Annotated in this window: 1 protein-coding gene; it reads right to left on the reverse strand. The window is 64.4% G+C overall.

The window, feature by feature from the left end:
- The coding region (locus VTU_RS33780) for an Ig-like domain-containing protein (protein WP_010106967.1) at positions 1–1,071 on the reverse strand (1,071 nt) is incomplete at both ends.

The following is a 1,071-nucleotide window of genomic DNA, read 5'->3' on the forward strand; positions in this document are numbered from 1 at the left end:
CACACCGGCGGTGCCTGCGGGGTTGGTCACGCCGGCGAGGTTGACGCGGATCTGGTTGCCCGTTGAGTTGTACTTGCCGATGTCGTAGTTTCCGTTCGCATATATCTCCTGCTCGGTCGGGGCCGTCAGCGTGACCGTCCAGGTGGTGCCGCCGTCGGTGCTGCGCAGGTTGGACAGCGTCGCGTAACCGCTCACGCTCAGGTCGGCGATGCGGAAGCTGTTGGTCGCGATGGCTTCGGCGAAGCGGATGGTGACGGTGGTGCTCTCGCCAATGCTCAGTTTGTCGTCGCCGATCGTGATCGGGTTGGTCGCTGCGAGCGTGGGGCGGTTGGTGGCGGTGGACTGCCCGGTGTTGACCGTGTAGTTGGCGCTGCTGGCGGGGCCGGTACCGGAGCGGCCTGCCAGGTTGGCTACGCCGGTCAGGTTGACGTGGATGGTGTTGGTCGCGACATTGACGTTGGTATTGGGGGTGAAGGTGGCGGTCCAGATTTTGCTGTCGGAGTCGGGTGTGTATTCGAGTGCGCTCAATGTGCCGTTGGCCTGAGTCAGATCGACGTCATCGATCGTGAAGCCCATGACCGTTTGGTTGAAGCTGAAGGTGACGGTCGTCGTTTCGCCCGTGGTGAGCGCGGTATCGCTCAGCGTGATCGTGGCGTTGGGTAGCGCGGTGTCCACGCGGAAGTTGGCGCTGGTGACGCTGCCGGTACCGGGGGTGCCTGCGGCGTCGGTCACGCCCGCGAGGTTTACGCTGATGGTGTTGGTCGCGGCGTTGACGTTGGCCGTGGGCGTGAAGGTGGCCGTCCAGGTTCGGCCGTCGGCGCTGAGTATGGGTTCGCTGAGCGTGCCGCTGGCCCGGGTCGCGTCCATGTCATCGATCGTGAAGCTGAAGCGGGTGACGGGTTTGTTGAAGGCGATGATGACGGTCGCCTTTTCTCCCGTCGTAAGGCGGTCATCGGTCAGCGTGACGCGTGCGCTCAGGCCGCTTGTCTGGCCTGTGCTGCCGGACTGGGTGTCAATGGTGTAGTTGCTGCTGCCGGGGGAAGCGGTGTTCGGCCTGTTGCCCGCCAAGTC

The organism is Verminephrobacter aporrectodeae subsp. tuberculatae At4, assembly GCF_000193225.1.
Taxonomy (GTDB): domain Bacteria; phylum Pseudomonadota; class Gammaproteobacteria; order Burkholderiales; family Burkholderiaceae_C; genus Acidovorax; species Acidovorax aporrectodeae.